Raw genomic sequence first — 22,855 nt, forward strand, 5'->3', positions numbered from 1 at the left:
TCCTGTGAAGCCCCCCGTCGACGTGTCCCAATTCGCCTCGGCCGATGCCGCCCACGCAGCCGACGGCGCCAGTTATGCCGAGCGCAACATTCGGTACTGGCGCCGTAATCTGACTATTGCTGTGTTCGGATCGTTTACTACGTTGGTCAGCCTGAGCCTGTTGCTGCCATTCCTGCCGCTCTACGTCCAGCAGCTTGGCGTTGCATCGGAGGCGGCCGTCATTCAATGGTCAGGCGTAGCGTTCAGTGCGACGTTTCTCGGCACCGCCGTCACCGCGCCCCTCTGGGGCCACCTCGCGGACCGTTTCGGCCGCAAGCCAATGCTCATCCGCGCGGCCGTCGGCATGGCCATCGTGATGTCACTCATCGGCGTCGCGCACAATGTCTACCAACTCGTGGGGTTGCGTCTGATTGCCGGTCTGGTCGGGGGTTATGCGTCTGCGTCGACGGTGATGGTGGGCACACAGGCACCGCGTGAACGCGCGGGTTGGGCACTGGGTGTGCTGTCGACGGGCGCCCTCGCGGGCAGTCTGGTCGGGCCGCTGGTCGGCGGATTGCTGCCACCGTTGCTCGGGATTCGTGGCACCTTCTTCGCCGGCGGTGCGATGATTGCGGTCACGGCACTGCTCACGATCTTCGGGGTTCGCGAAGACTTCGATGCGTCGCGCGATGGGAAACGCCACGCCCCATCGGTAACGCCGACCGACGATCACTCGCCGCACGCCGGCAGCATCGCGGCCATTCTGGCCACGGCCATGATGGTATTGCTGGCGAACATGTCCATCGAACCGATCATTACCGTCTACATCGGGCAATTGGGCGTTGACAGCGCGCACCTCACGCGCGTCGCCGGCGTCGTCATGGCCAGCTCGGCGCTGGGCAGCATGCTCACCGCAGCCCGCTTGGGTGCGCTCGCGGATCGTGTCGGGAGTTGGCGCGTTATCGTCGGTTGCCTTGTCGCGACGGCACTGGTCATGGTGCCGCAAGCGTTTGTCACCGCATGGTGGCAATTGGCCGCCCTGCGTGTGCTCATGGGCATGACGCTCGCGGGGCTGCTGCCCGCCATCGGCAAACTCGCCCGTCACTCGGTCGGCGAGCGCAATACCGGCAAGATGCTCGGCTACCTTCAGTCGGCACAATTCAGCGGCCAGGTGATCGGGCCCGTCGTCGGCGGCCAGATTGCCGTCGCGTTCGGGCTGCCGTCGGTGTTTTTCATGACGGCAGTGTTGCTCCTTGCCTGCAGTCTGTTGGCGAACGGCGCACGAACCCGAACTGCCGAAGGCGCGCGTCGACTCGCCTGACGGCGTGACGCCGCACTGAGCGGCGCCGATTGCGCCGGCGGCTCGACCCGACGCAGGGTCTCAATCGGTATCATTCACCGACGCTTAATGTTTGATGTTGCGACGTTTAACCACGAGGCCCCCTATCGTTCCTACACTGCCTCCTTCGACGACGGCGCTGTGCCCTGCCATCCCGCGAATGCGCAACGGCGGTGGCCAGCGCCCATGTCCCTCCCCACCGTCCGAGACATCGCACCATGACCGCCAAGCCGCCCCTTCCCCCGCCCTCATTGCCGACACTCGACACGCCGGCCGCCGTGATCGACGTGCCGCGCATGCAGCACAACATTCGCCGGATGCAGTCCCGCATGGACGCCCTGGGTGTGCGCTTTCGTCCCCACGTCAAGACCAGCAAGTGCGTGGAAGTGGCACGCGCTCAGATCGAAGCGGGAGCCGCCGGCATCACCGTCTCCACCCTGAAGGAAGCCGCCCGCTTCTTCGACGATGGCGTGACCGACATCCTCTATGCCGTGGGGATGGTTGCGAGCAAACTGCCGGCGGCCCTCGCGTTGCGACGCCGCGGCTGCGACCTGAAGATTCTCACGGACAGCATCGCCTCCGCGCAGGCCATCGTGGCATTCGGCGCCGAGTTCGGCGAGACATTCAACGTGTGGATCGAGATCGACACCGATGGCCACCGCTCGGGTATTGCGCCTGAAGATGATGCGCTGCTCGACGTGGCGCGCGTGCTGCATGAGGGCGGTGCGACGCTGGGCGGCGTGATGACCCATGCCGGCTCCAGCTATGACGTCGACACGCCCGAAGCGCTCGCCGCCATCGCGGAACAGGAGCGCGCCGGCTGCGTGCGCGCCGCCACCCGTTTGCGCGATGCCGGACTGCCGTGCCCGGTGGTCAGCGTCGGCTCGACGCCCACTGCCCTCACCGCACCGCATTTAGATGGCGTCACCGAAGTGCGCGCGGGCGTATACGTGTTCTTCGATCTCGTCATGCATAACATCGGCGTGTGTACGACCGACGAACTGGCATTGAGCGTGCTCACGACCGTGATCGGGCATCAGCCCGAGAAGGGCTGGGCCATTGTCGACGCCGGCTGGATGGCCATGAGCCGCGACCGCGGCACACAAAAGCAGAAACGCGATTTCGGCTACGGACAAGTGTGCCGCATCGACGGCAGCCTCCTGCCTGGGTACCAGTTGAGCGGCGCCAATCAGGAACACGGCATTCTGTCGCACGAAGGTGAGCCGGACCTCGACATCGTCGCGCGATTCCCAATCGGCACGCTGTTGCGCATACTGCCGAATCACGCCTGTGCCACCGGCGCGCAATTCCCCGAATACCACGCCATCGCTCCAGATCGCGAGCTGGCGGTCTGGTCGAGATTGCACGGTTGGTGAGCGGATTCGGCTCGCTTCGCGGCGCGCCGCAGTGCACCTTTGGCGCGGCTTCGTCTTGACCGATGCCGTGCGCAGCGGGTCGCGTTTTTTCTCCTCCGCAGTGAGCGATTGGCTTATGCTTCAGGCTTTCCCACCCGCACGTCAGTGACCGGAGAAGCCATCAAGGTGCCACGTCAATCTGCCCAACCGACTGTCGAAACGCTCAACGAACAAGGGCCGGCACCGCGCTACCTGCAACTCAAGCAGTTCATTTGCCGTCAGATCGACAGTGGCGCCTGGCCGCCGCATCACCGCATCCCCTCGGAAAACGAGCTGGTCGAGTTCTCGGGCGTGAGTCGCATGACGGTCAATCGCGCGCTGCGAGAACTCACCGTCGAGGGACGTCTCGTACGCATGCAGGGCGTCGGCACGTTCGTAGCCGAGCCGAAATCGCACTCCCCGCTGCTGGCCGTCAACAATATCGCGGACGAGATCGCCGAGCATGGCCATCGCCATCGCGCCGAAGTGAAGCTGCTGCGCGAAGAACTCGCCGGCCCCGAACGCGCGCTTGCGATGGACCTGCAGGAGCGCGAAACGCTGTTCCACTCGGTGATCGTTCACTACCAGGACAACGTGCCGGTGCAGATCGAGGATCGCTGCGTCAATCCCACGCTCGCGCCACACTACCTCGAACAAGACTTCACCCAACTGACGCCCAACGCCTATCTGCAGCGGCTCTCGCCGCTCACATCGGGCGAGCATGTGGTCGAAGCCGTGACGGCCACCCCCGAGGAAGCGCAACTGCTGCACATCGCACGCACGGAGCCGTGCCTGCTGATCCGTCGGCGCACGTGGACGGGCAAACGCGTGGTCTCGGTTGCCCGGCTGCTGCACCCCGGTTCTCGCCACCGCCTCGAAGGCCGCTTCGGCGCGCCAGAATAAGCCCCGGCAAGCCAACGATCAGGCACCGATAAGCCAGCGCCGGCCATCCCCTGTAACGCCGTCCCCTCGGCTCACTGACGTACGTAAAAACCCTAGTTCACGACAACTTGTATATACAATACTGTACAAGTCATTCTCCGCTCCGAATTTGAGGAACACGTTGTGAGCCAAGTCACCCGATACCGCGATGTCACGATCCGCGCCCCGCGCGGCACGCAGCTCAATGCCCGTAGCTGGCTTACCGAAGCCCCGCTGCGCATGCTCATGAACAACCTGGACCCGGACGTCGCCGAGAACCCGAACGCGCTCGTTGTGTACGGCGGCATCGGCCGCGCCGCCCGCAACTGGGAGTGCTACGACAAGATCGTCGAAGCGCTCAAGACGCTGGGTGACGATGAGACGCTGCTCGTACAGTCGGGCAAGCCGGTGGGCGTGTTCAAGACGCATGCCGACGCGCCGCGCGTGCTCATCGCCAACTCGAATCTGGTACCGCACTGGGCGACCTGGGAGCATTTCAACGAACTCGACGCCAAGGGGCTGGCCATGTACGGCCAGATGACCGCCGGCTCGTGGATCTACATCGGCAGTCAGGGCATCGTGCAAGGCACTTACGAGACCTTTGTCGAAGCCGGCCGCCAGCACTACGACGGCAATCTGAAGGGCCGCTGGGTGCTCACTGCCGGCCTGGGCGGCATGGGCGGCGCGCAGCCGCTGGCCGCTACGCTGGCCGGCGCCTGCTCGCTGAACATCGAGTGCCAGCAGACCAGCATCGACTTCCGTTTGCGCACGCGCTACGTCGACGAGCAAGCCAAGGATCTCGACGACGCCCTCGCGCGCATCGCCAAATACACGGCGGCCGGTCAGGCCGTGTCCATCGCCCTGTGCGGCAATGCGGCCGAAATTCTACCGGAACTGGTGCGCCGTGGCGTGCGTCCGGACATGGTCACCGACCAGACCAGCGCCCACGATCCACTCAACGGCTATCTGCCGATCGGCTGGACCTGGGACGACTACCGCGAACGCGCCCGCGCCAGGCCCGCAGAAGTCGTCAAGGCCGCGAAGCAGTCGATGGCGGTCCACGTCAAGGCCATGCTCGACTTCCAGGCGATGGGCGTGCCGACGTTCGACTACGGCAACAACATCCGCCAGATGGCCGAGGAGGAAGGCGTCGAGAACGCCTTCGATTTCCCTGGCTTCGTGCCCGCCTATATCCGTCCGCTCTTCTGCCGTGGCGTCGGGCCGTTCCGCTGGGTGGCGCTGTCGGGCGATCCGGAAGATATCTACAAGACCGACGCAAAGGTCAAGGCGTTGATTCCCGACGACGCGCACCTGCACCGCTGGCTCGACATGGCGCGTGAGCGCATCAGCTTCCAGGGCCTGCCCGCGCGGATCTGCTGGGTCGGGCTGGGCTTGCGCGCGAAGCTCGGACTGGCCTTCAATGAAATGGTACGCTCAGGAGAACTCTCGGCACCGGTCGTGATCGGCCGCGACCACCTGGATTCGGGATCGGTCGCCAGCCCGAACCGCGAAACGGAAGCCATGCGTGACGGCTCGGACGCCGTCTCCGACTGGCCGCTGCTCAACGCGCTGCTCAACACGGCGAGCGGCGCGACCTGGGTGTCGTTGCATCACGGTGGCGGCGTCGGCATGGGCTTCTCGCAGCATTCGGGCGTGGTGATCGTGTGCGACGGCACCGACGCGGCGGCCGCGCGCATCGCCCGTGTACTGAACAACGATCCGGCGACGGGCGTCATGCGCCACGCCGATGCCGGCTATGACATCGCCGTCGACTGCGCGCGCGAACATGGCCTGAACCTGCCCATGCTGGGCGACGCGAAGTAAGCGAGATACTCCAAAAACTGTCGAATCAAGGAAATCCGTCCATGGCACACCTGTTTGTGACGCCCGGCGCGCTCACGCTCGCGCAACTGCGCGACGTCTTTCAACACCCGACCACCCTCACGCTCGACGAGACCGCCTACGCGGCCATCGACCAGAGCGTGGCCTGCGTGGAAAACATCGTCGCCGAAGGCCGCACGGCTTATGGCATCAATACTGGCTTCGGACTGCTCGCCACGACGCGCATCGCCAAAGACGATCTCGAGAACCTGCAACGCTCACTCGTGCTCTCGCACGCCGCCGGCGTGGGCGCACCGCTTGATGACGCGCTCGTGCGCCTCATCATGGTGCTCAAGATCAACAGTCTGGCGCGCGGCTATTCGGGGATTCGCCGCAAGGTCATCGATGCCCTCATTACGCTGGTGAACGCCGAGGTCTACCCGTGCATCCCGCTCAAGGGCTCGGTCGGCGCCTCCGGCGATCTCGCCCCGCTCGCCCACATGTCGCTGCTGTTGCTGGGCGAAGGTCAGGCACGCTATCGCGGTCAGTGGATCAGCGCCCGCGAAGCCCTCGCCGTGGCCGGACTTGAACCGCTCACGCTCGCCGCCAAGGAAGGCCTGGCGCTGCTCAACGGCACGCAAGTCTCGACGGCCTATGCCCTGCGGGGTCTGTTCGAAGCTGAGGACATGTTCGCCGCCGCCAGCGTCTGCGGCGCCTTGACCGTGGAAGCGATGCTCGGTTCGCGCGCCCCGTTCGACGCCCGCATTCACGCCGCGCGCGGCCAGCGTGGCCAGATCGATGCCGCCGCGCTGTACCGCCATCTGCTGGGCGAGACGAGCGAGGTGGGTGAGTCCCACGCGCACTGCGATAAGGTGCAAGACCCCTACTCGCTGCGCTGCCAGCCGCAAGTCATGGGCGCGTGTCTCACGCAGATCCGTCAGGCGGCCGAGGTGCTCGCCGTCGAAGCGAATGCGGTGTCGGACAACCCGCTCGTGTTCTGGGAACAAGGCGACGTGATCTCCGGCGGCAACTTCCACGCCGAGCCGGTCGCCATGGCGGCGGACAACCTCGCGCTCGCGCTGGCCGAAATCGGCGCGCTGAGCGAGCGTCGCATCTCCCTGATGATGGACAAGCACATGTCGCAATTGCCCGCGTTTCTCGTGGCCAACGGCGGCGTGAACTCCGGTTTCATGATCGCGCAGGTGACGGCCGCCGCACTCGCCTCCGAGAACAAGGCATTGGCGCATCCAGCCAGTGTCGACAGTCTGCCGACCTCGGCCAACCAGGAAGATCATGTGTCGATGGCCCCCAACGCCGGCAAGCGGCTTTGGGAGATGGCCGATAACGTCAAGGGGATTATCGCGATCGAATGGCTTGGCGCCTGCCAAGGGCTGGACTTCCGCGAGGGGGTCAAGTCGACCCCGGCACTTGAGCGCGCCCGCGCGCTCCTGCGCCAGTCGGTTCCGTTCTACGATAAGGACCGCTATTTTGCGCCCGACATCGAGGGCGCAAGCGCGTTGATCGCCCAGCGCCAGCTCAGTGCGCTGGTGCCCTCAGGCACGTTGCCTAGCGCGCCAGTCGCTTAAATCGCACAGGCCTCTTCCCCCGCCGGGGCGAAGCGAACTGCGATTCGCGCCACCGGCGGTTGGGGACTGGGTTGCCCGTCCCCCCGCATTCCCTTGCCGCCCGCGATCGCGGGCTGGCTCATCACGCATTCAGGAGACAGCTTGAAAAACCTGCAACGCAATCTGAGCGCGCGACACATCCGCTTTCTGGCGCTCGGCTCCGCCATCGGCACGGGCCTGTTCTACGGCTCGGCGTCCGCCATCCAACTGGCCGGTCCGGCGGTCATCCTGGCCTATATTCTGGGCGGCGCCGCCGTGTACATGGTGATGCGCGCGCTGGGCGAGATGGTCGTGCGCCAGCCCGTGTCCGGCTCGTTCGGCCGCTATGCGAGCGACAACCTTGGCCCCCTGGCCGGGTTTCTCACGGGCTGGACCTACATTCTGGAGATGGTCATCGTCTGCCTGGCGGACGTGACCGCGTTCGGCATCTATATGGGCTTCTGGTTCCCGGACGTGCCGCAATGGATCTGGGTGCTTGGCATCGTGATGCTGATCTGCGGGCTCAACCTGTGCAACGTGAAGGTGTACGGGGAGATGGAATTCTGGCTGGCGCTGGTGAAGATTCTCGCCATCGTCGCGATGATCGTGGGGGGCGGTGTGATTCTGTTTGCGGGCGTGCAACTCCATAGCGAGCATGCCCCTGCGGTAAGCAATCTCTGGTCGCACGGCGGTTTCCTGCCCAATGGCTGGGGCGGACTCGTGGCGTCGCTGGCTGTGGTGATGTTCGCGTACGGCGGGATCGAGATCATCGGCATTACCGGCGGGGAGGCCAAGAGTCCCGAAACCGTGATCCCGCGCGCCATCAACGCCGTGCCGATGCGCATTCTGCTGTTCTATGTGTTGACGATGTGTGTGCTCATGGCGATCTTCCCGTGGACGGGCATCGGCAGCCAGGGCAGTCCGTTCGTGCAGATCTTCTCGGGGCTGGGCATCAAGTCCGCCGCAGCCATCCTCAACGTGATCGTGATTTCCGCCGCCATCTCGGCCATCAACAGCAACATTTTCGGCGCGGGTCGCATGATGTTCGGCATGGCCGAACAGGGTCAGGCGCCTGCCGCGTTCTCGGCGATGTCTCGCCATGGGGTGCCGTGGGTCACGGTGCTGGTGATGACGGCCGCGCTGCTCGGCGGCGTGGTGCTCAACTACCTGATCCCGGAAGGCGTGTTCCTGATCATCGCGTCCATTGCCACGTTTGCCACGGTGTGGGTGTGGCTGATGATCCTGCTCTCGCAGGTGGCGATGCGCCGTCGCCTTTCTGCCACGGAGGTCGCCGCGCTCAAGTTCAAGGTGCCGCTATGGCCGGTCGGTCCGGCGCTGGCCATCGCGTTCATGCTGTTTGTGATCGGGGTGCTCGGCTTCATGGAGGACACCCGTGTCGCGTTGTATGTCGGTGCCGGCTGGATCGTACTGATGTCGGTGGCCTATCAGTTCGGCGTGAAACCCAAGGAAGCGCAGGTGCGCGGCCCAATGAGCCTGGAATGAGCCTCTCATGAAACGGACCTACTGGAAACACTGTCACGTCGCGACGATGCGCGACGGCCGTTACCACGCCATCGAAGATGCCGCGATCGTCACATGCGGCAAGCATATCGAGTGGGTCGGCGCGCGCAGCGAGCGCTCCGCCTCGGGCACCGACGCATGCGTCGATCTGCAAGGGGCGTGGGTCACGCCCGGCCTGATCGATTGCCATACGCATCTGGTGTTCGGTGGCAACCGCAGCCTCGAATTCGAGCAACGGTTGCAGGGGGTGAGCTACGCGGACATCTCGGCCGCCGGCGGCGGCATCAAGCACACGGTGCGGCACACACGCGACGCCACCGAGGATGCGCTCTTCGAATCGGCGCGCAAACGGTTGCTTGCCTTGATGCGCGACGGCGTCACCACGGTCGAGATCAAGTCGGGTTACGGCCTCGATCTGAACAGCGAGCGCAAGATGCTGCGCGTGGCACGTCGCCTGGGCGAGGCGTTGCCGGTCACGGTGAAGACCACGTGCCTGGCTGCGCACACGGTGCCTTCGGAATTCGCGGGCAAGGCGGACGAGTATGTGAATTACGTCTGCAATGACATCCTGCCCAAGCTCGCGGAGGAGCATCTGGTCGATGCGGTCGATGCCTTTTGCGAGACCATTGCCTTTTCACCGTCGCAGGTGATGCGCGTGCTGCTGCGCGCGCAGAAACTGAAGCTGCCGGTGAAGCTGCACGCCGAGCAACTCTCGCCGCTCGGCGGCGCAAGTCTTGCGGCCGAGATGGGTGCCCTGTCGGCGGATCATCTGGAATATATGAGCGCTGACGATGCCGCCGCGATGGGACGCGCGGGCACGGTTGCCGTTCTGCTGCCGGGCGCGTTCCACATGTTGCAGGAGACGCGTCGCCCACCGGTGGATCTGCTGCGTCGTCACGGCGTCGACATCGCGGTGGCGTCGGATCTGAACCCGGGCACGTCGCCCGCCCTCTCGCTACGCTTGATGCTCAACATGGCCTGCACGCTGTTCGGTCTGACCCCGGAAGAAGCACTGGCGGGCGTCACGCGCAATGCGGCCAAAGCCCTGGGCATGCTCGGCACGCACGGCACGATCGAAGCCGGGAAGACGGCGGACTTCGTGGCGTGGGAAATCGATCGACCCGCGGAACTGGCCTACTGGCTGGGCGGCGAGTTGCCGTCTCGGACCGTACGCCACGGCGAGTGGCGCGACCTGACCTCGGTTTGATCTCGCACGGCGCACAGGAGACTTGCATGGCAATTCATTGGCAATCGGTGCCGGGCGATCCCCCGATCTGGCGCGGGCGCACGGATACCGGCGAGCGTGGCGACACGCGCCGGCTGTTCAACGTCGTGCGCGAGATCGATGCGCGCACTGATGCGGCGGCGGGCGGCGCGCCCGTGCTGCTCGGCTTCGCCTGCGATGCGGGCGTCAAACGCAACCAGGGACGCGTTGGCGCCGGTGAGGGTCCGCAAGCGATCCGTCGGGCGCTGGCGAACCTGCCCGCCCACGACATCGCGTGCCTGTTCGATGCCGGCGATATCACCTGTGACGGCGATGATCTCGAGGCGGCGCAAGCAGCACTGGCCGACGCGGTACGCCATCAGCTCGATGCCGGGGCGCAACCGGTGGTGCTGGGCGGCGGTCACGAAATGGCGTGGGGCACGTGGCAAGGACTCCGCGCGCATCTCGATGCGACTGGCGACCGCTCGCGCGTGTTGATCCTGAATCTCGACGCCCATTTCGATCTGCGCACGGCGCGCCCAGGCACGTCGGGCACACCGTTCGATCAGATCGCGCAGGCCTGCGAAGCGGCCGGACTTCCGTTCGACTACGCATGTCTGGGTGTCAGCCGGTTGAGCAATACGGCATCGCTGTTCGACCGCGCGCGCGAGTTGAACGTGATCCACGTGGAAGACACCGAAATGCAAGAGCGGCATCTGGACGCGCGTCTCGCACAGATTGACGCTTTGATTGCCGACGTCTCACATGTCTATCTGACGATCGATCTCGATGTGCTTCCGGCGCCAGTCATGCCAGGGGTATCCGCCCCCGCCGCGTATGGCGTGCCAATGTCCGTCGTCGAAGCCATCGTCACGCATGTGCGCCGCTCGGGCAAACTGCGCGTGGCCGACCTGGCCGAATACAACCCGCGCTTTGACCCGCAAGGCGCAGGGGCTCGCGTCGCCGCCCGCCTCGCTTATCGTCTGCTCTAACGTCTGCCCCACGTAGCCGCCGGTACGTCGGGTGCGTCCCGGTGGCGTCGCGTCCGCTTCACACGCTTCACACGCTTCACACGCTTCACACGCCCCACCCGCTTCACTCTCCCACAGTCAGACGGACCGGGGCCCCTTTCCGCCTCTCAGACATAAACCCAACTCGCTGCAGAAAGGGGCCCCGGTCCGTCTCTCTCACCGCCCCTCACCACCCTCCCCGCACCACCGCCCCTCACCACCTCCCCGCACCGCCTCGCCCCACGCCCTCCTCCGATACCTCCTCCGTCTGATGCCCCCGCTTTCACCGACCGAGACGAACGTCCCGCTCCCGTCGCCACTGCTCGCCCAAAATTCCCTCGCCCTAATACAAAGTATTAGTTTTTCTTATGTTGATTTTGTTTTATGCCCTTCAATCCCTACAATTCTTAAAAATTCTTATATCGATTCATCGCGACGCGCCAGCAAGGCCATTTCCGCCCGCTAAGACGCGTCGCCCGAACCGGAGACACGCCGATGAAAAAGCGCGCAGACCTCGATGTCAGATCACTTCGGATTTTCGAGGCCGTCGCGTCGGCAGGCAGTCTCTCTATCGCCGCCGATGCCCTGGGCGTCACGCAATCCGCTATCTCCCAAGCCATCGCGCAAATCGAACAGACCGTCGGCACACGCGTGCTCGATCGGTCGCGCCGCCCACTCAAGCTCACCCCGGCCGGACTCGCGCTCTCACGCCACGCGCGTCAGATTGTGGACGACATGGACCGGCTTATCGCTCAGGTGCAGGACGCCGACGTCGCCAGCCGTGCCGCAGTGCGCGTGGGCATGATCGATTCCTTCGCCGCGACGGTTGGCCCGTCCATCGTACGTCAGATGTCGGACAGCACCAGCGAGTTGCTGCTCTGGTCGGGCCTTGCCAACGGCCACGCGCAGGCGTTGCTCGCCCGCCAGCTCGATCTGATCGTAACCAGCGATCCGATGCATGACATGGAGCGCCTCGTGCGCCGCCCGATCTTCACGGAGCCGTTTATCGTCGTCGTGCCCAAGGCCCGCGAGGCCGATCTTGCACAGGCCGATTTGAGCGAACTGATCCGCACGCTGCCCTTGATTCGCTTTTCGGGCCGTTCGCACTTCGGCGCCGTGATCGAACGACATTTGCGCCGCACCGGCCATTCGCCTCGCATGCATCTCGAAATCGATACGTCGGATGTCGTGATGTCGATGGTTGCCGCCGACCTGGGCTTCACGATTGCCACGCCGCTGTGCGTGTTGCAAGGCCGTGCTTCGCTGCCGCAGGTGGCCGCACTGCCACTGCCGGGCCCCGCCCTGTCTCGCACGATCTATCAGGTATCGCGCGAGGGCGAAGTGTCGGAGATGGCCTCGCAGTGCTTTCTCGCCGGGCGCATGGCCCTCGCGCAGGAAGCCTTTCCAGAACTGCGCCGCGTCATGCCCTGGCTGGGGGAACGGCTGGCGCTTTGCTGAGCCCGGCCAACGATGGTCAGCCACCGCCCCAGGCGCCGGGCCAGATGAATTTCACCTGAAGCGCGCCCATCGTTCAACGCGAATAACACATAACCTACCAAGGAGACACGCATGAACCTGTCACGACGCAATTTCCTTCACTCCAGTGCGGCCCTGTCGGCCGCCGCTGCCGCCGGCACTCTGTCCCTCTCGGGTATCGCCCGCGCGACGAACGCGACGTCCGTTCAGTACGGCGGCTCGGCATGGCTCGGTCACTACCCGGCCTACCTCGCCATGAAGTCGGGGGCGCTCGCCAGCGCCGGCATCGACCAGCAATGGCAGTCGTTCGGCACGTCGTCGGCGCGCATGAGCGCTGTGCTCTCGGGCGGCATCGATATCGCTTGTACCGGTATCGTGTCGGCGCTCGCGCTGATGGCGCGCGGCTCCAAGCACTTCTCGATCGTCGCGGTGCCGGAGAGCTTCGGCCGCGTCGAGGGGTTGTTCGTGCGCGATGGTGTGAATTCGTTGCAGGATCTCAAGGGCAAGAAGCTGGGCGTCACGTTCGCCTCGAGCGCGCACCTGCTCGTGCTCGATCTGCTCGGCAACGCCGGCCTGTCGAACGACGTCACGGTGCTCAATGTGCCCGCCCCCGAGTTACCCGGCGCAATTCAATCGGGCCAGATCGATGCCGCCGCCGCTTGGACGCCGCAGTTCAATCGCATCCGCGCCATGTCGGGTATGAAGCTGCTGGCCGACGATACGCAGTTCTCGCTTTACAAGAAGTACAACGTCACGCCGGGCCCCGATGTGCTCATTGTGCGCAATGCGTGGGCCGAGAAGAACGCCGACGCGGTTCGCAAGTACCTCAAGGTGTATTTCGATACCTGCCAGATGTTGCGCGAGAAGCCGGACGACGCGGCACGCTCGCTGATCGCGCTGACCGGCATGTCGGCGCTCGATCAGGTCGAGACGATCAAGGGCGCGGAGTGGTACGGCCTCGCCCAGCAAACGCAGTTGCTCAAGGCGCCGGGGAGCTATGTCGACGGCCTGCAACGTCTGGCGGAAATGCTCGTCACGTACAAGCAGATCGACAAGGCGCCGGCCGTGCGTCAGTGGATCAACACGTCGTATCTGTAAGTCCTGCGGCTGGATCAGTGCGCCGGGGCCGGTCCATCGCGGTGCCGGCGCACGCTCGAGGAGTCTGATTGTGAGTCATCATCAACCGTCCCGCGCCACGCTGCTGGGTGTGGGCTTTGTGTCCGTGGTCGTGTTCCTGCTCGCGTGGGAAGCGGCGTGCCGCACCGGGATCGTCGATCCCTTGTTCCTGCCACCCCCGTCGGCCGTCGGCGAACGCATCGTTTCGATGCTGTCCGACAGCACGCTGCTCGCGAACGTGCTCGCCTCGACGCGCCGCGTGATGACGGGCTTCATTGCCGCGACCGCCGTGGCCATTCCGCTGGGGATCGTGCTCGGCACGTCGAGCTACGCCCGTGCGGCGTTCGACCCGATTCTGTCGTTCCTGCGACCGCTGCCTTCGATGAGCTGGATTCCGCTCTCCCTGTTGTGGTTCGGCATCTCGGAGACGCAGAAGTACAGCATCGTGTTCATGGGAACGTTCGCCCCGGCGCTCGTCTACGTTATCGAAGCCACGCGCAATGTCGACCCACTGCTCATCCGCGCCGCGAAGAACCTGGGGGCGAGCAACGCGCAAGTCATGCGAGAGGTCATCCTGCCCGCAAGTCTGCCGCAGATTCTGAGCGGGATGAAGATCATTCTCGGCCTGTCGTGGACGTGCGTGATCTCCGCCGAGTTGGTCGCTGCGCGCGAGGGCTTGGGCTTTCTCATCATGAACGGCAAGGAGTTTTTCCAGACGGAAGTCGTCGTGCTCGGCATGGTGATGATCAGTGTCACCGTGCTGGTGACGGATATCGTTTTTCGCGCCATCGAGCGCAAGGTGTTGAGGTGGCAGGCATGAACGATCGAATCGATTCCCACGTGGGCGCTTTGCACGCGTCGGGTGCCGCGTCTGCAAGCCCCGCCGAAACCATGATCGCCATCGATGGCGTGTCGAAGCGTTACGGCGATTTTCAGGCACTCGAGCGTGTGGACATGAATATTGCACGCGGCGAGTTTGTGGTGTTGCTCGGGGCATCGGGCTGCGGCAAGTCGACGCTGCTGAACCTCATCACGGGCTTCGACGCCCCGACCACCGGGCGCATCCGCGTGAACGGCCGCGAGGTCAAGGGCATCGACCCGCATTGCGGCATGGTTTTCCAGCAGTACGCGCTGTTCCCGTGGCTGAGCGTGCTCGATAACGTGGCGTTCGGCCTGAAGATGAAGGGCGTCGACAAGGCGTCCCGCTACGCCACGGCACGACGCTACATCGACACGGTTGGCCTCAGGGGCTTCGAGGATCGGTATCCGAAGGCGCTCTCGGGCGGCATGCGCCAACGTGTGTCGATCGCCCGTGTGCTCGCGAACGACCCGGACGTGATTCTGCTCGACGAACCGTTTGCCGCACTCGATGCGATGACGCGTCAGGTGTTGCAGGAGGAGTTGCTCCAGATCTATCAGAAGAGCGGCAAGACCATCGTCTTCATCACGCACTCCATCGACGAAGCCCTGATGTTGTCGACGCGCATGGTGATCATGAGCGCGCGACCCGGGCGCGTGGCCTGCGACCTGCCGAACGATCTACCGATGCCGCGCGACGCCCAGGTTCAGCTCTCGCCGCGCTACAACGAACTCAAGTCGCAAATCTGGAACACCGTGCAGACCGAAGTCATGCGCAGCCTGGAAAGCCAGGCTGCATAACGTTCGGCGAGCCTCCGTCCTTCTATCGTCATGCCCAATCAAGTCACTCCCTCCCGCAGCGCGCGGGACACTTTCCCCGCGTATCAGGCGGGGGCCGGCTGGAACGCCCTGCTGCCGACGCGCATGCCACACACGCAGCCGCCTGTGGCCCGCAGCTTCGACGTCATCGTCATTGGTGCGGGGTTCACCGGACTGGCCGCCGCACGGCGCGTAGCGGAATTGCGTCCTGAGGCGTCGGTGCTTGTGATCGACGCCACCACGGTCGGCAATGGTTCCGCAGGCCGCAATTCGGGCTTTCTCATCAACCTGCCGCACAACACGGGCATGGGCGGGCACGGCAGCCCGATGGAGGTCGCGCGCAAGCAGATCCGGCTCTACGACATCGGCCTGAAGTGGCTGCGTGACCTCGTCACCACGCATGGCATCGACTGCGACTGGAACCCGGTCGGCAAGTACCACGCGGCCGCCACGCCCGATGGCGAGCAGCGCCTGCGCGACACGCTCGCGCAATATCGCGAATGGGGGGTGACTTACCGGGAACTGTCGCGCGATGCCCTGCAAAGCGAGATCGGCACCGACTATTACGGCTACGGCTATCACTCGGAGAACAACGTCTTCGTACAGCCTGCCGCGCTCGTGCGCGGTCTGGCGGATAGCCTGCCCGCCAACGTCCGGCTGTGGGAAAACGAGCCGGTCCTGTCGCTCGACGGCACCGGACCCTTCACCGTGACGACGGCGCGCACGCAACTGCGCGCCTCGCAAGTCATCGTGGCGAACAACGGGTTCGCGCGCAAGCTCGGGCTGGCGCGCGACCGCGTCTTCACGATCTACACTTACGCGGCCATGACCGACGCGCTGCCGGCCGACGAGTTGGCCAAGCTCGGCCCCGCGCGCGAATGGGGCGTGATTCCAGCCAATCGTCTCGGCACGACGCTGCGCAAGACCCACGGCGGCCGGTTTGTCGTGCGCAGCGCCTATTCGTACGAGAAGGAACGTCCGATGGCCGAGGTGAGCGCCATGCTCACGGACGCGTATCGGCGCCGCTATCCTCAAATGGACTCGCACAGGTTCGCGTTTGTCTGGGGCGGTGTGACGGCGCTCACCCGCAACGGTGCGCTCTACTTCGGCGAGATCCGCAAGGGCCTGTTCGCCTCGCTCGGCTGCAACGGCGCGGGAGTGCTCAAGGGCAGCATGTTCGGCAAGCTGCTCGGCGAGATGGCCTGCGGCCGGCAGTCGCCCGAACTGGCCGATGCGCTGGGGTTCGAGCGGCCGACGTGGCTGCCGCCCGAGCCGATCCGACGCGTGGCGATCCTGTCGGCGATTCACTATCAGAAGCATCGCGCCGGAAGGGAACGATAGGCCGACGCGCAACGGCGAGCGCGGCTTATTGCGACTGCGCCACCGCCACGTCCGCACGCCGGCGATACCAGACCGCATAGATCACCGACAACGCCACGACAAACGGCACGCCATAGACCAGCGTCAGGCGGAATTCGTCGGTGAAATAGGTGGTGACCAGTGTCGCCAGCATGAGCAGCGCGCCCGCCAGACTCGCATACGGATAGCCCCACATGCGAAAGCTCAGCGACGCTGCCGCGTGCGCGCGGCGGAAGTACAGGTGCGTGACGAAGATCATCAGCCACGTGAACATCGCACCGAACATCGACACGGACATCATCAGCGTGAACGACGCCTGCGGCACGAACACGTTCAGGGCGACCGCCAGCCCGATGCCGATGGTCGAGAGCATGAGCGCCGCGACCGGTACGCCGTTGCGGCTCACCTCGCCGAACCGGCGCGGCGCGTACCCGGCCCGCGACAGGCTGAACATCATGCGCGTGGTGATGTAGAGCTGACTGTTCATCGCGGAGAGCGCGGCCACCAGAATCACCAGGTTGATCACCCCCGCCGCGCCCGGGATATGCGTCGCGGCCATCACCTTGACGAACGGACTGCCGTCTTCACCCGCCGCGTTCCACGGCACGATGGCAAGCGTCAACGCGAGCGTGAGCAGATAGAAGAACACCAGACGGAACATCGTCGCCCGGAAGGCGCGCGTGATCGCCCGCTGCGGATCCTGCGCCTCGCCGGCCGCCACGGCAATCATCTCGATGCTCAGATAGCTGAAGATCGACACGATCACCGCGACCCACATGCCCCACGCCCCCTTCGGGAAGAATCCGCCGTGCGACGTGTAGTTGGCCACTCCGATGCCGCTGTCCACCGGCGCCCGAAACACCACATAGGCCCCGAGCATCAGGAACACGACAATGGCCGCGATCTTGAGCATCGAAAATCCGTACTCGACCGCGCCGAACACCTTCACGCTCGCCGCGTTGATGCCGATCAGGCCGGCCGAGAAGCCAACGATCCAGTACCACCCCGGCACCGCCGGAAACCAGTATTTCATGTAGACGGCAATGGCCGTCACCTCGGTGCCGACCGCGAACACGATCGACGACCAGTAGCCGTAACGAACCAGAAACCCCGCCAGCGGCCCGATATAGTGCTCCGCATAGGCGCCGAACGACCCAGAGGTCGGGTGCGCCACGGTCATCTCCGCCAGACACCCCATCAACAGCAGCGCAATCAGGCCACCGATCGCATAGCTCACCAGCACGCTCGGCCCGGCAAAGCCAATGGCAAACGCACTGCCCAGAAAGAGGCCGGTGCCAATCGCACCGCCAATGGCAATCATCGACAATTGCCCGCTGCTCAGGCCGCGATGCAGCCCCTTTTCTCGCTCGACAATGCTGTCGAAGCCCGCTTGTGTCGTCTTCAATTTCGTCTCCTGTGAGTCGGATGGTGTTGTTCAAAAGCTGTGTTCGATGCCGAAACCGATGCCCCGGTAGTGCGCGCCCGGCGGTGCGCTTGCGCCGTTCGCGCCGAGCGTCGGACGCGGCGAGACGCCGTACCGACCCCAAGCGCGATTGATGACCTGGTAGTACGCGACGTACACGTCCGTGCGCCGTGAAAAGTCGTAGCGATAGCCAAGATTGAGTTGCGTGGCTCCAAGCCCGTCGGTACTGCACGACGCACCGCCCGAGCGGGAACACGCGCCGTTCGTCGCATAGCCGCCGCCGAGCCAGACCGAGTGACGGCCGCCGCCAAACCAGTGCTGGACCATGGCGTAGAACGCATCGCGCCGGTAGCGGTTGAGATTGCCGAGAGTGCCGTCGTCCGTGCGGTAGGTCAGCCGATCCCAGCCCGCGACCCACTTGGTTTGCGCATAGGTAAAGACCACAAGCACCTTGTGCGCGTCGTCGCGCGACCCCGTGGCGTGCGATCCGACATTGGACGGATTGGCGGACGACGGCGCGCCGAGCCATGCCAGCCCGAAGTAGTCCTTGTGCAGCGCGTACGCGTAACGCACGCGCAGCGGACCGTTCAGGTACTCCAGTCCGGCCCCGAACACCTGTGGCGAGATCTCGCCCGCCGGCGTGACGACCTTGCTGTTCGACGGCGAGTACGAGAACCGCAGTTGCAACCCGGCCCACGTCGGTGTCCAGTACTGAAGACTGTTGCCCTGCCGACGGTTGAACGTGGCATCGACCGCACTGCCCACCCGCCCCGATTGCGTCGTCGTGTTCGGCACATTGAATCCGGGATTGCTCAGGATCGTACTCAGGTCGCCGGTGTATGGATTGCGCACCGGCGAGCCGACCGCGAGCGTCGACCATTGATACGGCGTGTCCCAGTTGCCCAGAAACGCCGTACCGAACGGCCCGGTCAGGCCCACATTCGTATTGCGTCCCGCGATGGTGCCGGTCGATTTGCCGTCGAGCGCGACAGGTGTCTCGATCTGCCAGATCGCGGCATACCCGTCGCCAAGATCTTCCTTGCCGCGCATGCCGAAGTACGAAATGCTCGACAGCATGCGCGCACCGCTCGCCGTCGGCGCATTGATCGCCCCCGACGGCGCCTGGGTCGGACGCGGCGCCGACGCGCTCGCCTGACGCCCGCTAACACTGACCCAATCGGTCATCGGCGTGAGGTGGCCGTAGACCTGCACCTGAGCGTGCGACACCTCGCAAGCGCCCGGACCCAGCGCCAGCGCAAGGCCCCATGCCACTGCCAGCCTCGTGCCCCCCCGCGCAGTCAGGTGCCGCGTGGTCCCGACATACAGCCAGCCACGACATATCCCTCGATACCGCAACGTGCCGCGCATGTCCGCTTACCCTGCCAACGTGAAACCGCAAGCGGCCAACTGCGCGTGCAGCCGTACGTGTTGGTCGCTCGTCAGTTGCGTAAGCGGCGCACGCACGCGCGCCCACGCCGGATCGTCACGATGCGAGGCCAGCACCGCCTTGAGCGCCGGAATCATCGGGAACGACTGCACGATGCCGCGAACGATGTCGGCCTGTGCCTGAAGCGCCGCACCGGCATCGTCCGCCCACTCGCGACACAACCGCCCGATCATGGGCGCATTGATGTTGACCGTCGCGGAAATGCAGCCTTTCGCGCCCTTGGCCGACGCGCGCGACACCAGCGACTCCGATGCCGGGAAGATGCCGAAGCCGGGGAAGGCGTCGAGCATCGCACTCAGATGAGTCCAGTCACCCGAGCTGTCCTTGATGCCAACCACGGTCCGCGGGAAGTCGCGCCTGAGCCGCTCGATCACCGGTAGCGTGATGGGCACGCCCGAGAGCGCTGGGATGTGATAGAGGTACAGACGCAAACGCGCATCGTTCACCTGATCGATCACGCGGGCGTAGTAGTCGTACACGCCATCGTCGGTGACGCCTTTGTAGAAAAACGGCGGCAGCATGAGCACCCCCGCGCAGCCACGCTCGACCGCGTGCCGCGTGAGCGTGACGGTCTCGGGCAACGAGCAGCAGCCGGTGCCGGGCAGCATGCGCCGCACATCAAGACCGTTGTCGACCAGATGATCGAGCAACGCCATGCGTTCGCGGGCGTCGAGAGAATTCGCTTCGCTGTTCGTACCAAACGGGGCCAGGCCCACGTCGTGCGAGAGCAACCATTCGCAATGCGCGAGAAAACGGGGGGCATCCGGCGTCATATCCGCCTGAAACGGCGTGACGACGGGCGCAAACGCCCCGGTCAATTCGTGATCGACCATGACAGTTCCTTAAGGGAGGGAGAGATGAACGGCGCTGCCCGCACCGAGAGCCGCCTGTTCGCTGCTGACCCGCCGCTGAACCGCCGCCGATTCGATCAACGGTTCAACGGTTCAAGGGTTCAACGGCGCAATGGCTCACCGGCGCAGGCAGGCGCGAACCGCATCAGGGCGATGGGTCGATGTCGTGCAGGAAGTGCAGGATCTCGCGACCGAGCGACTCGTCGCCGGAATCGAGATGCGCAACCACCGACGTATGGTTGTGGTCGCGCACCTGTAGCCAGCGCGGCGCGCGGGCGTCGCGCTTGGCCAGCCGGTGACAGAACTCAAGCGCATAGGTGTCGAGATGGGGATTTTCGAACTCCGCCACGACGGTCATCACGGGCACCGGCATCGCTTCGGCATGCGCCATCGGCGCGTCGGCCTCGTGGCGTGCAGGCGCGTCGCCGTAATACGCCACCACACCGGGCGCGTTCGGATTGTCGGGCAGCACATCCGCACGCAGTCGCGCGCTGATAAGCACGGTCCCCGCCACCTCGGGCTGCGCCGGCCGCACCCGCGGGTCGCACAGATAGCTGGCCACGTGCGAGCCGCCGGCCGAATGGCCGATCAACAGCATGCGCTTCACGTCGGCCCCACCCTCGCCCGCATACTCGCCGATATGCTCGCGCACCCAGCGCACCGCGGCGCCCACGTCCTGTGCGCCGCCCGGGAACGGCGCCTCGGGCGCGAGCCGATACTCCACGTTGACCGCCACGCAACCGTGACGCGCGAAGTATCGGGGCACGTTGCCGTAGATCTGCGCATTGGCGTTCATGTCGCCGCGAACGAACCCGCCGCCATGCACGAAGATGACGACCGGTGCAGGCTCGCGCAAACGCGACGCCGGCCGATAGACGTCAAGCCGATGCCGCGCATGCGGCCCATAGGCCAGATCACGCACGACGGTGTACGCGTCGGTCGACGCTTGCGCGAGCAGCGGCGTGTAGGTCTCCAGCACGAGGCGCCGTCCGGCAGCGATATCGTCGGCCCAGCGCGGCCCGAGCGCGCGCATGTGCGATCGCGCTCGCGCCCACCCGTCTGCCGTCGCCGCAATCGTCTGTCCGGTCATCAATAGACCCCCATCAGTTGCGAGAGCTGCGCGACATACCCGGCGTATCGCGGGTGCTGCTTGATCGTCTGCGGCGAGCGCGGACGCGGCAGATCGATCACGACTTCCTGCTGCACCTTGCCCGGACGCGCCGACATCACGATCACGCGATCCGACAGGAACACCGCCTCCTCGATGCTGTGCGTGACGAGCAACACCGTTTGCCGGTGCTCCTGCCAGATGCGCAGCAGTTCGACGTTCAGGTTGTCGCGCGTGAGGGCGTCGAGCGCACCGAACGGCTCGTCCATGAGCAGCACTTTCGGTTCGAGCGCCAGGATCTGGCCGATCGACGCGCGCTGGCGCATGCCGCCGGACAACTCGTGCGGATGATGATCGGCGAACTGGGCGAGCCCCAGCATCTCCAGCAGCGCCGCCACGCGCGGCTCGCTCTTGGCTTTCGGGATCTTGCGCAGACGCGTGCCGAGCAGCAGGTTTTGCCGCACCGTGAGCCACGGCAACATATTGCTCGTCTGGAACACCACGCCAATCTCGGGGGCGGGCCGCGTCACGCGCTGGCCCGCCACACGCACCTCGCCGCCATCGTGCGGCACGAGGCCGGCAACGATGCGCAGCAGCGTGCTCTTGCCGCAACCGCTCGCGCCGAGAATCGACACGAACTCGCGATCCGCAATCGAAAGCGATACGTCGTCGAGTATCTTCACCGGTGAGGCCTTGCGCTGCTTGGCGGCGAAGGTCTTGTCGATGTGGCGCACTTCGATCATCGTGTTTTGGACCTGCGCGGCGTCCGCCGGTGCCACTTTCGCATCGCCGGCGGGGCGCGACGGCGCGGGGAACGGCGTCACCGTAGTCGTCGAGATCGTCATACGTTGATCCCTCGCCACCAGACAAAGCGCGCCAGACGCTCGATCACCCAGTAGAGCACCACCGCCAGCAGCGTCACCATGAGGATGGCCGCGAACATGACGTCGGTGCGCGCCGCCGCCGACGCAAACACGATCAGATGCCCCAGCCCCGCTTCCGAGCCGATGAACTCGCCTACGATCGCGCCGATCACCGCGAGCGGCATGGCGATCTTCAGGCCATCGGCGAACGCGGGCAGCGCCGCCGGCAGGTACAGCCGCCAGAAGGTGTCCCACGGGCTCGCGCCCAACGCGCGGAAGTGCTCGTCGAGGTTGCGCGCGACACTGGCGAGTCCGCCCATGGTCGCCACGACGACCGGGAAGAACGCGAACAGGAAGGTCGACGCCAGCTTCGACGCAAACCCATACCCGAACCACACGATCATCAGCGGCGCGAGTGCGATCTTCGGCATGCTCTGCAAGGCAGTGACGAGCGGGTACAGCGTGCGACGCGCAAACGCGCTGTAGCTGATGACGACGCCAATCACGAGCCCACCTGCCACCGCCGCCACGAAGCCGGTCAACACTTCGACCGTTGTGATCCAGGTGTCCTCCAGCATTTGCGGATGCACTTCCCAGGCCGCGCGAAAGATCGCCGACGGCGGCGGCATCAGGTACGACTGCACCTTGAAGTACGTCACGGCCAATTCCCACAGGGCGAGCAGCACGCCCCAAAATACGATCGTCTGTGCGATGCGTTTCATTCGATGTCTCCTCCGGAATC

19 protein-coding genes are annotated in these 22,855 nt (G+C 65.1%); 13 read left to right on the forward strand and 6 right to left on the reverse strand.

Features of this window, described 5'->3' with window-relative positions:
• Window positions 1-22 precede the first annotated feature (22 nt).
• The 13 genes from BGP02_RS12190 to BGP02_RS12250 all read left to right on the forward strand — a co-directional run bounded on the left by BGP02_RS12190 (window position 23) and on the right by BGP02_RS12250 (window position 16,403).
• Window positions 23-1,300, forward strand: coding sequence for an MFS transporter (locus tag BGP02_RS12190; RefSeq protein ID WP_051060065.1), 1,278 nt, complete (start codon window positions 23-25; stop codon window positions 1,298-1,300).
• 236 nt (window positions 1,301-1,536) lie between these two features.
• On the forward strand, window positions 1,537-2,694 hold the full coding sequence (locus tag BGP02_RS12195; RefSeq protein WP_017232145.1) for a DSD1 family PLP-dependent enzyme: 1,158 nt from the start codon (window positions 1,537-1,539) through the stop codon (window positions 2,692-2,694).
• Between the two features lie 165 nt (window positions 2,695-2,859).
• On the forward strand, window positions 2,860-3,615 hold the full coding sequence (gene hutC, locus BGP02_RS12200) for a histidine utilization transcriptional repressor HutC (protein WP_026131635.1): 756 nt from the start codon (window positions 2,860-2,862) through the stop codon (window positions 3,613-3,615).
• A gap of 162 nt (window positions 3,616-3,777) precedes the next feature.
• Window positions 3,778-5,457: a urocanate hydratase gene (gene hutU / locus BGP02_RS12205; RefSeq protein ID WP_017232147.1), complete on the forward strand. Its 1,680-nt coding sequence runs from the start codon at window positions 3,778-3,780 to the stop codon at window positions 5,455-5,457.
• A gap of 41 nt (window positions 5,458-5,498) precedes the next feature.
• Window positions 5,499-7,040 carry a histidine ammonia-lyase gene (gene hutH / locus BGP02_RS12210; RefSeq protein ID WP_286798604.1) on the forward strand — a complete coding sequence of 514 codons (1,542 nt, stop codon included), beginning with the start codon at window positions 5,499-5,501 and terminating at the stop codon, window positions 7,038-7,040.
• A gap of 141 nt (window positions 7,041-7,181) precedes the next feature.
• Entirely contained in the window at window positions 7,182-8,561 is a 1,380-nt protein-coding gene (locus BGP02_RS12215; protein WP_017232149.1) for an L-histidine transporter HutT, read from the forward strand.
• A 7-nt stretch (window positions 8,562-8,568) separates the two neighbouring features.
• The gene (gene hutI / locus BGP02_RS12220; protein ID WP_261938550.1) at window positions 8,569-9,786 is read left to right on the forward strand and encodes an imidazolonepropionase; all 1,218 of its coding nucleotides are present in this window, start codon (window positions 8,569-8,571) and stop codon (window positions 9,784-9,786) included.
• Between the two features lie 26 nt (window positions 9,787-9,812).
• Window positions 9,813-10,775: a formimidoylglutamase gene (gene hutG, locus BGP02_RS12225; protein ID WP_017232151.1), complete on the forward strand. Its 963-nt coding sequence runs from the start codon at window positions 9,813-9,815 to the stop codon at window positions 10,773-10,775.
• Window positions 10,776-11,288: 513 nt separating this feature from the next.
• Window positions 11,289-12,251 carry a LysR family transcriptional regulator gene (locus BGP02_RS12230; protein WP_017232152.1) on the forward strand — a complete coding sequence of 321 codons (963 nt, stop codon included), beginning with the start codon at window positions 11,289-11,291 and terminating at the stop codon, window positions 12,249-12,251.
• A gap of 111 nt (window positions 12,252-12,362) precedes the next feature.
• Window positions 12,363-13,367 carry an ABC transporter substrate-binding protein gene (locus tag BGP02_RS12235; protein ID WP_286798607.1) on the forward strand — a complete coding sequence of 335 codons (1,005 nt, stop codon included), beginning with the start codon at window positions 12,363-12,365 and terminating at the stop codon, window positions 13,365-13,367.
• A 70-nt stretch (window positions 13,368-13,437) separates the two neighbouring features.
• A complete protein-coding gene (locus BGP02_RS12240; protein ID WP_286798608.1) occupies window positions 13,438-14,205 on the forward strand; it encodes an ABC transporter permease in 768 nt (255 codons plus the stop codon).
• 71 nt (window positions 14,206-14,276) lie between these two features.
• Window positions 14,277-15,044 (forward strand): ABC transporter ATP-binding protein, encoded by a 768-nt coding sequence (locus BGP02_RS12245; protein ID WP_286798670.1) that lies wholly within the window; start codon window positions 14,277-14,279, stop codon window positions 15,042-15,044.
• 30 nt (window positions 15,045-15,074) lie between these two features.
• Complete coding sequence (locus BGP02_RS12250; protein ID WP_286798609.1) at window positions 15,075-16,403, forward strand: NAD(P)/FAD-dependent oxidoreductase; 1,329 nt, start codon at window positions 15,075-15,077, stop codon at window positions 16,401-16,403.
• 25 nt (window positions 16,404-16,428) lie between these two features.
• On the opposite strand, the gene BGP02_RS12255 is transcribed toward BGP02_RS12250, so the two are convergent.
• From BGP02_RS12255 to BGP02_RS12280, 6 genes are all read right to left on the reverse strand, one after another.
• Window positions 16,429-17,826 (reverse strand): amino acid permease, encoded by a 1,398-nt coding sequence (locus BGP02_RS12255; RefSeq protein WP_286798610.1) that lies wholly within the window; start codon window positions 17,824-17,826, stop codon window positions 16,429-16,431.
• A 30-nt stretch (window positions 17,827-17,856) separates the two neighbouring features.
• Window positions 17,857-19,116 carry a porin gene (locus tag BGP02_RS12260; RefSeq protein WP_017232158.1) on the reverse strand — a complete coding sequence of 420 codons (1,260 nt, stop codon included), beginning with the start codon at window positions 19,114-19,116 and terminating at the stop codon, window positions 17,857-17,859.
• Between the two features lie 102 nt (window positions 19,117-19,218).
• Window positions 19,219-20,124, reverse strand: a complete 906-nt coding sequence (locus tag BGP02_RS12265; protein ID WP_017232159.1) for a dihydrodipicolinate synthase family protein — start codon at window positions 20,122-20,124, stop codon at window positions 19,219-19,221.
• Between the two features lie 163 nt (window positions 20,125-20,287).
• Entirely contained in the window at window positions 20,288-21,175 is an 888-nt protein-coding gene (locus tag BGP02_RS12270; RefSeq protein WP_232424514.1) for an alpha/beta hydrolase, read from the reverse strand.
• Window positions 21,176-21,231: 56 nt separating this feature from the next.
• The gene (locus tag BGP02_RS12275) at window positions 21,232-22,095 is read right to left on the reverse strand and encodes an ABC transporter ATP-binding protein (protein WP_268566308.1); all 864 of its coding nucleotides are present in this window, start codon (window positions 22,093-22,095) and stop codon (window positions 21,232-21,234) included.
• Window positions 22,092-22,835, reverse strand: coding sequence for an ABC transporter permease (locus BGP02_RS12280; protein WP_017232162.1), 744 nt, complete (start codon window positions 22,833-22,835; stop codon window positions 22,092-22,094). Before BGP02_RS12280 ends, BGP02_RS12275 begins: the two co-directional genes overlap by 4 nt.
• Window positions 22,836-22,855 lie beyond the last annotated feature (20 nt).

Source organism: Pandoraea sp. 64-18 (assembly GCF_001899225.1).
GTDB lineage: Bacteria > Pseudomonadota > Gammaproteobacteria > Burkholderiales > Burkholderiaceae > Pandoraea > Pandoraea cepalis.

What these genes read in the sequence shown, in the direction of transcription:
- BGP02_RS12280 (WP_017232162.1), bottom strand. Translation starts at nt 22,835, where the DNA reads ATGAAACGCATCGCACAGACGATCGTATTTTGGGGCGTGCTGCTCGCC.
- BGP02_RS12270 (WP_232424514.1), bottom strand. Translation starts at nt 21,175, where the DNA reads ATGCGCGCGCTCGGGCCGCGCTGGGCCGACGATATCGCTGCCGGACGG.
- BGP02_RS12230 (WP_017232152.1), top strand. Translation starts at nt 11,289, where the DNA reads ATGAAAAAGCGCGCAGACCTCGATGTCAGATCACTTCGGATTTTCGAG.
- hutH (WP_286798604.1), top strand. Translation starts at nt 5,499, where the DNA reads ATGGCACACCTGTTTGTGACGCCCGGCGCGCTCACGCTCGCGCAACTG.
- BGP02_RS12195 (WP_017232145.1), top strand. Translation starts at nt 1,537, where the DNA reads ATGACCGCCAAGCCGCCCCTTCCCCCGCCCTCATTGCCGACACTCGAC.
- BGP02_RS12265 (WP_017232159.1), bottom strand. Translation starts at nt 20,124, where the DNA reads ATGGTCGATCACGAATTGACCGGGGCGTTTGCGCCCGTCGTCACGCCG.
- BGP02_RS12245 (WP_286798670.1), top strand. Translation starts at nt 14,277, where the DNA reads ATGATCGCCATCGATGGCGTGTCGAAGCGTTACGGCGATTTTCAGGCA.
- BGP02_RS12275 (WP_268566308.1), bottom strand. Translation starts at nt 22,095, where the DNA reads ATGACGATCTCGACGACTACGGTGACGCCGTTCCCCGCGCCGTCGCGC.
- BGP02_RS12235 (WP_286798607.1), top strand. Translation starts at nt 12,363, where the DNA reads ATGAACCTGTCACGACGCAATTTCCTTCACTCCAGTGCGGCCCTGTCG.
- BGP02_RS12250 (WP_286798609.1), top strand. Translation starts at nt 15,075, where the DNA reads ATGCCCAATCAAGTCACTCCCTCCCGCAGCGCGCGGGACACTTTCCCC.
- hutI (WP_261938550.1), top strand. Translation starts at nt 8,569, where the DNA reads ATGAAACGGACCTACTGGAAACACTGTCACGTCGCGACGATGCGCGAC.
- hutG (WP_017232151.1), top strand. Translation starts at nt 9,813, where the DNA reads ATGGCAATTCATTGGCAATCGGTGCCGGGCGATCCCCCGATCTGGCGC.